8 protein-coding genes are annotated in these 6,228 nt (G+C 42.0%); 3 read left to right on the top strand and 5 right to left on the bottom strand.

Annotated elements, in window-relative coordinates:
- From JF818_RS16160 to JF818_RS16145, 5 genes are all read right to left on the bottom strand, one after another.
- Positions 1–873 (bottom strand): IS3 family transposase (locus JF818_RS16160; protein WP_370570359.1); only part of this gene is annotated, 873 nt, incomplete at its 3' end.
- 14 nt (positions 874–887) lie between these two features.
- Positions 888–1,178, bottom strand: coding sequence for a transposase (locus JF818_RS16515; protein WP_233068005.1), 291 nt, complete (start codon positions 1,176–1,178; stop codon positions 888–890).
- Positions 1,179–1,402: 224 nt separating this feature from the next.
- On the bottom strand, positions 1,403–1,783 hold the full coding sequence (locus JF818_RS16155; RefSeq protein WP_198893068.1) for a hypothetical protein: 381 nt from the start codon (positions 1,781–1,783) through the stop codon (positions 1,403–1,405).
- A gap of 441 nt (positions 1,784–2,224) precedes the next feature.
- Positions 2,225–3,766, bottom strand: coding sequence for a Fic family protein (locus JF818_RS16150; RefSeq protein ID WP_233068003.1), 1,542 nt, complete (start codon positions 3,764–3,766; stop codon positions 2,225–2,227).
- Between the two features lie 59 nt (positions 3,767–3,825).
- Positions 3,826–4,020: a hypothetical protein gene (locus JF818_RS16145; RefSeq protein ID WP_198893067.1), complete on the bottom strand. Its 195-nt coding sequence runs from the start codon at positions 4,018–4,020 to the stop codon at positions 3,826–3,828.
- A gap of 146 nt (positions 4,021–4,166) precedes the next feature.
- On the opposite strand from JF818_RS16145, the gene JF818_RS16140 reads away from it, so the two are divergent.
- The 3 genes from JF818_RS16140 to wrbA all read left to right on the top strand — a co-directional run bounded on the left by JF818_RS16140 (position 4,167) and on the right by wrbA (position 6,128).
- The gene (locus JF818_RS16140) at positions 4,167–4,718 is read left to right on the top strand and encodes a hypothetical protein (protein ID WP_198893066.1); all 552 of its coding nucleotides are present in this window, start codon (positions 4,167–4,169) and stop codon (positions 4,716–4,718) included.
- Between the two features lie 313 nt (positions 4,719–5,031).
- Positions 5,032–5,481 (top strand): MarR family winged helix-turn-helix transcriptional regulator, encoded by a 450-nt coding sequence (locus JF818_RS16135; protein WP_198893065.1) that lies wholly within the window; start codon positions 5,032–5,034, stop codon positions 5,479–5,481.
- Between the two features lie 38 nt (positions 5,482–5,519).
- Positions 5,520–6,128 (top strand): NAD(P)H:quinone oxidoreductase, encoded by a 609-nt coding sequence (gene wrbA / locus JF818_RS16130; protein WP_198893064.1) that lies wholly within the window; start codon positions 5,520–5,522, stop codon positions 6,126–6,128.
- Positions 6,129–6,228 lie beyond the last annotated feature (100 nt).

Below are 6,228 nucleotides of genomic sequence, written 5' to 3'. Positions count from 1 at the left end.
TCTATAGACTTCATCCGGTATCTGATAATCCAGGCCTTGATGTGGTCGTTCACTATTGAAGGAAAAGATGAAGCTTGAGAGTCCTGCTTCCAATTCTTTCATTGTTCTCCAGTCGTGAAGGAAAATACATTCATATTTCAGGGTCAACCAAGTTCGCTCGATGAAAATATTGTCTAAACATCTGCCGATTCCATCCATGCTTATCTCAATCCCATACCCCTGCAATACTCCAATGAATTCATTGCTGCAGAATTGGGACCCACAATCGGTGTTAAAGATGGCCGGGACCCCATATCTGACGACGGCTTCGTGCAGGCAATCAATGCAGAACTCTGTCTTCATCGTCTCACTCAAGCCCCAGCTTAGGATCTTCCTGCTGTACAGATCAATGATGGCGGTAAGGTAAACCATCCGTCCGTCAAGCTTGATGTAGGTGATATCCGTTGCCCAGACCTGGTTGACATATGCAATGGTCTTTCCCCTGAGCAGATACGGGTACTTCTTGAATTTCCTCTTGGGTGGTCTCGTGGTTTTGAACTTGGGTCTAAGTCCTTTGAGTCCCAGCCTTTGATACATGAGCCTGACCCGCTTCTCTGTAGCCTCAGGATGGCCGGTTCGCAGCATGTAATGGCTCAGTTTCCGGTATCCATAGGTGGGATGAGCCTGCCATGCGTCCAATACCGCAGTGGCAAAAGAGATTTCACTATCTTTCTTCGCATCCAGCTGCCTCTGGCGCTCTTCCCTCACGGATTGTTCCTGATGGGCCTTCCATCTATAATAACTGGCACGGTTTATCTTCAGCAGCCTGCACTGGTCGGCGATGGACAGCCCGATGCCGGTTGCCTGGAGCTCGAGGGCGATTTCCTCGTCCACGAGCTCGTACAGCGTCAGTCCTTTATGTTCAATTTTTTTTTTAGGATTGCGACCTCAAGCTGGTGCTTCCCCAGTTCGATGAAGGTCTCTTCCTGGATTTTCTTGCTTTCCTCCAGCTCCTTGCGGAGTTTCTGCAGTTCTTTGCTGAACTCCCCGTTGAGGAATGCTTTCTTCCAGGTCGTCACCATGCTCGGGGATATCCCGTATGCAGTCGCTAGTTCTGCCACCGGTGTCTTTTCCTTGAGAGCCTCGACCGCTACTTCTTTTTTGAACGATTCGCTGTAAGTTTTCCTGTTACGTCCCATTTTCTGCTCCGTTTTCAACGGTAACAGCAATTCGTTATTTTTGCACCTCCCTGTCTCAATTCATGGTCTTATTATAGTATGTTCGAATACTCTTGTCATAAATTGAGAAAAGGAAATTTTATAGGCTTTACAATATATAGCTATTGTAGTGACTGTAGGATAATTTTTATTTCGATATCCTTCTCTAAGACTTATTGTACTTTTAGTAAATGGTGTGATTTCCTCTAATTTTTTTGGGATAGTCGACGATCTTTTCTTAAAGACCTGAATGCTTTAGCTACATGTATCGGCATAATTTCAAGTATTACTTTTTTTTGAATAGGTATAAGGTCCCATAACTCTGAGGTAGAACGGTTTCCTGGAAAGTACTTGCTTGAATATACATTGTTTCTTGAAAATCCAAATTCTGCATAATCAAGAAAACTAAATACATCGAATTCAAGTGAATAGCAAAGTCTTAATATAGTATCCAATCTTGGATGCCAATCAGAATTGGTTGTGATTTCAGTAATCCATCTGGGATTTGCTCCAGATATCTTAGTGAGTTCTAGTTCTCCTACTTTCTTTTCTTGCATAGCAAACAAAAGCGCTTTTTGAAAATACATTTGAAAGCCTCCAAATAAGTTTGATACCTCCTAAGAAGGAATAAGTTGGAGTTTGCTTCAAAGAATTTGAAAAATGATTTTTTTTATAACAGTCTCTCATTGTAGGGTTTGTGAAATATTGTAAAGATCGCAAGATTACTGGCTTTTCGGGTATTTACCCTATGGAAACTCTACCAATAGGAACAATCAACAATATCATATAGTTGGCAATACATGCTAGCGGTATAATATTTTTGAGGTAATATGACAAAAACTATCTGTCCGAGCCCCCCTAAAATATTCCTTGACACTAGCAAGTAGGTGCTATCTTCTCATCGACGTATGACGGGAACCTGTGATTGCCGGCTTAACTACCGGCTGCTATTGAAAACTGAATGACCGTTTTTTAACGTACTCATAACCGTTTTCTCACACCCTATGTATTTCTCTACTATGCGAAAACTACTCTACGGTATCGGCAATAAACAGCCTATTATATACAGCTTCAAAGTGTTCAATTTCTTCGGTAGTTAACTGTAGGAATTCCTTTTCACGTGCCCGTTTTGATAGCTTTCCCTCATTCTGTGAAATGAAACTATATAAGAGAAAGACCATAGAATCAGGCATTTCAACAGAATCCTGTACCGTTTCTCTGAACCGATCATAATTCATTAGGAATTGTGTCTCTTTCGGGAGATCTTGTTCAATCGTTTGCTGCACACAATGATATAGAAACTCCGCATAGGGGGTTGCATCAAAGTATCGGTAGTAGTCTATTGTTGAATTCAGGACACGTACATTGTGATCTTCTGTAGGTTCCCACCGTATGAACGGGAGAATGCTTTGTGAGTAATTTTTCAGGACGGAAGCATATTCCTCTATTCGAAGTAGCATTGCACTTGAAATAGGAAATATCATTCCTGGGGGATTGTACCCATACTTTGCAAGAATATGATGAATGAGATATCGATGAATCCTTCCATTTCCATCAGAGAATGGATGGATAATCACAAACCCGAAAGCAATCGCAGCTGCGGCAACAATTGGATCAATTTGATGGAAAACTCTATTGTTATATGCAATAAGGCCTGAAATTAAAGAGTCAATATCTTCATATCTTGCACTTATATGTTCAACTATGGGTGTTCCTGTTTCTCTATCATGTTCGCCAATGAAACCACCATCGTCTCTGAACCCTATCTTCACAAAACCTCTAGAGCCTATCACAATATGTTGGAGACGTATCAGTTCCTCTTTACTCAAAGGTGATTTCCCTGCTTCTCTCAACGCATTGCCCCATCGCTGGATCCTATCATGCGAAGGTGACTCATTTTCTATGGAAAAACTTGCTTTGGAATCTTTAAGTAGCAAGAATGCTGCAGCACGCGCTACGACATCCTTTGGGATATCTGAAATAACTTGGAGAGCTTTACCTTTAAGGTCAATCATGAGAACTTCTTCAAGTTCTTCAGTTTTCCTGATCATCGGACAAAAATCAGGAGTCCCTAGAAGATTGTTCACAACACGATGCCTCTTGGATCTTTCTCCTTCTATGGTAACTTGCTGTTTGGGATTGACAACCAATACATAGTTACCTTTCTTGATATCTGGGATATCAAGGAATGTACCCATGAGCCATTCATAGAGAAACCAAATCCGTCTGCTGTATGAACCGGTAATCGTATCCAGAATGATGGTTTCAATCGTTCGTCTATCGATTACCTCAAACAGTTTTTTCAATATGCATAAATCTATTCCTTCATATTTTAAAGCGAATTCAAGATGACCCATGAGTGTTTCTTCCGGTCGATGTCTAGGCGTCAGCAAGTGCCACTCTGTACTTTTTAGAATACGATGTTTCGATCCAATTGCCATTTTCAGTCGGGGAAAGGGTGCAGGAAGTTGATATGCATCAATAAGAGCCACATACCCAACAGGGATTGCCTCCTCAGGCAGTAAGAATCCATGAAAAACGGTTACAGGTCCTGAAAAATTATTATCCATGCTATATTCTCCTGAATAATTAATATAGTAATGGGTAATTCGTGAATTGTACATATGATTTATGAAAAGTGATTATGCATTGATTGTTGTGGATGAAAAACAGATTGTGCTACATAGCGAAGGTTTGTTTGCCGATAGATGGTAGTCATCGGTTCAAACCCAATCGTGCCCATAAAGAACCAGTCTTCAGCCTGGGTTTTTGATTTTTCTGGAAGATGGTATGTATGTTCATATGCTTCAATGTGAAAAACCATGAGCGTAACCATACCAACTGCAGCTATAACCATTATGACAACTTGCCAGGCACCTGAAAGCCTGCATACTCTTTATTCTTGAAAACCTTGATCCACGATATAGTTTGCTGTTTAACTTCCAGTGGGCATAGGATATCATACATGTGTTGATGTTTTCATCTTCCGACAACATGTTCCAAGGCAGGGATGTGGATATCCCAAAGAGAAAAGGCTTGGTAGTACCTACAGAGAATCAAGAGGCTGGGTATGCAATGAATAAAAGACGTGTTTCAGTCAAAGATATTTTCACGGTCAAGAAATCTTATGTACTGAAAATTCTGCTTATCATCTATCTGTTGTCGTTTCTAGGTGCTACGTATAATCATGCTATGGACTTGATCAAGTACGGCCTCTTCCCTTATCAGAGACTGAACAGCAATGTGCCAGTCTGGCTGAATATATATTGGACACTGCTCACTTTCTTCGATCCCCTGGCAATAATCTTTCTTCTGTATTCCCTCAATATGGGATTGGTTCTTTATGGGGTGGTCATTGTCTCTGATGTACTCATAAATTATTGGTTCATGATTTCCACCAAGGGGTTGTTCAGCTGGATAAACTTTGGCCAGATAAGTCAATTGTTGTTCTTGGTTTTCTATCTTGCTACGGTTCGACTGATTTACAAAGAAACACAGAAGATGCAAAGGGAGAACCAATAATACTGGAATCAATACATACAAAGCAACAAGGAACTACTTGAAGCACTCTTGACCGTTTTCTCCCGCAGAGAAGCTGTGCGGACAAAAAATTAGACTTTCAATAATGCTAGACCAAGACAAAGGGCCCCTCGTTTTTAAAATGATAACTACACAAGTATCTTTCTCTTAAGGAGGAACAATCAGTTGGTATTGGTGATTAGTATTCAAATACCATCATGGTAATCTCTCTATGTTTTAGAGCTATTACCGGTTTCTCTTCTTCCAAGTGGGGAAGACAGTAGACTTTATTACTAATTAGTAGTATATTGGGAATATGAAGGACAAGAAGTCGTATGGAGCCGATAATGATTTGAATTTGAAAGCCTTGGTAACACTTTCACGATGTTTCCAATCGGTGAGGCGACGCGAAATGAGGACCATCAAGCAGGTAGGTCTAACAGCAGCCCAGTTTGGAGTGCTTGAGATTCTCTACCATAAAGGAAATCTTCGTATTGGTGAGATTCTTGAAGGAACGCTCTCCACTGGCGGAAATATGACGGTGGTCATTGAGAATTTGGAAAAGACTGGATTTGTAGTGAGATACCCCGATCCCCAGGATGGAAGGGCGAGTCTCATACGTATAACCGAAAAGGGCTTTAAATTGGTGGAAACCATGTTTCCCGGCCATGTAGCGAATATCGGTGGTATTTTCAGTGTATTGAGTACAGAAGAGAAACAACAGCTTGTTGAGCTGTTGAAGAAGCTTGGTTCTTCCAATGGATGACCAAGGAAATAGAACGATTAATTATTAGGAGTTTTGATATGGCTAAGGTAAATTTGGCAATAGTGTTTTATAGTATGGGTGGTTCGAACTATCAGATGGCAAAGTGGGCTGCCGAGGCGGCTAAGGAAGCTGGCGCTGAAGTGAAGCTGTTGAAGGTTGCGGAACTTGCTCCTCAGTCCGCGATAGAGGAGAATCCCGCTTGGAAGGCTACCGTGGAGGCAACAAAGAATATTCCTGTTGCCACAGTGGATGATCTTGATTGGGCCGATGCCATCATTTTCAGTACTCCAACCCGATTCGGAGTCATGGCGTCTCAAATGAAGCAGTTCCTCGATACAACAGGTGGACTTTGGGCTCAAGGCAAAACTGTAAACAAGGTGGTCAGCGCAATGTCTTCGGCACAGAATCCTCATGGTGGGCAAGAGGCTACCATCCTTTCCCTCTATACGGTCATGTACCACTGGGGTGCTCTGGTAGCAGCTCCCGGGTATACAGATCCGGTATTATTCGCTGCTGGAGGAAATCCCTATGGGACTTCCGCCACCATCGGTCAGGATGGGAAGATTGTTGGTGATATTGAACCTGCGGTCAAACATCAGGCTAAGAGAACTGTCTCCGTGGCACAGACGTTCAAGAACGGTAGATAGAAAGAGTCATATGGTTCATTATCCCCCAAGATGAGGGTAGTGAATATTAGATAAGGTACCGTACCCATATGGGCAACAAAGAAGGGAAACCCTTCTGCCC

The sequence above is a fragment of the Sphaerochaeta sp. S2 genome (genome assembly GCF_016406725.1).
Classification (GTDB): domain Bacteria; phylum Spirochaetota; class Spirochaetia; order Sphaerochaetales; family Sphaerochaetaceae; genus Sphaerochaeta.
The sequence above is the reverse complement of the archived record's forward strand: the minus strand, read 5'-3'. Positions and strand labels throughout refer to the sequence as shown.

What these genes read in the sequence shown, in the direction of transcription:
- JF818_RS16515 (WP_233068005.1), bottom strand. Translation starts at nt 1,178, where the DNA reads ATGGGACGTAACAGGAAAACTTACAGCGAATCGTTCAAAAAAGAAGTA.
- JF818_RS16155 (WP_198893068.1), bottom strand. Translation starts at nt 1,783, where the DNA reads ATGTATTTTCAAAAAGCGCTTTTGTTTGCTATGCAAGAAAAGAAAGTA.
- JF818_RS16150 (WP_233068003.1), bottom strand. Translation starts at nt 3,766, where the DNA reads ATGGATAATAATTTTTCAGGACCTGTAACCGTTTTTCATGGATTCTTA.
- JF818_RS16145 (WP_198893067.1), bottom strand. Translation starts at nt 4,020, where the DNA reads ATGGTTTTTCACATTGAAGCATATGAACATACATACCATCTTCCAGAA.
- JF818_RS16135 (WP_198893065.1), top strand. Translation starts at nt 5,032, where the DNA reads ATGAAGGACAAGAAGTCGTATGGAGCCGATAATGATTTGAATTTGAAA.
- wrbA (WP_198893064.1), top strand. Translation starts at nt 5,520, where the DNA reads ATGGCTAAGGTAAATTTGGCAATAGTGTTTTATAGTATGGGTGGTTCG.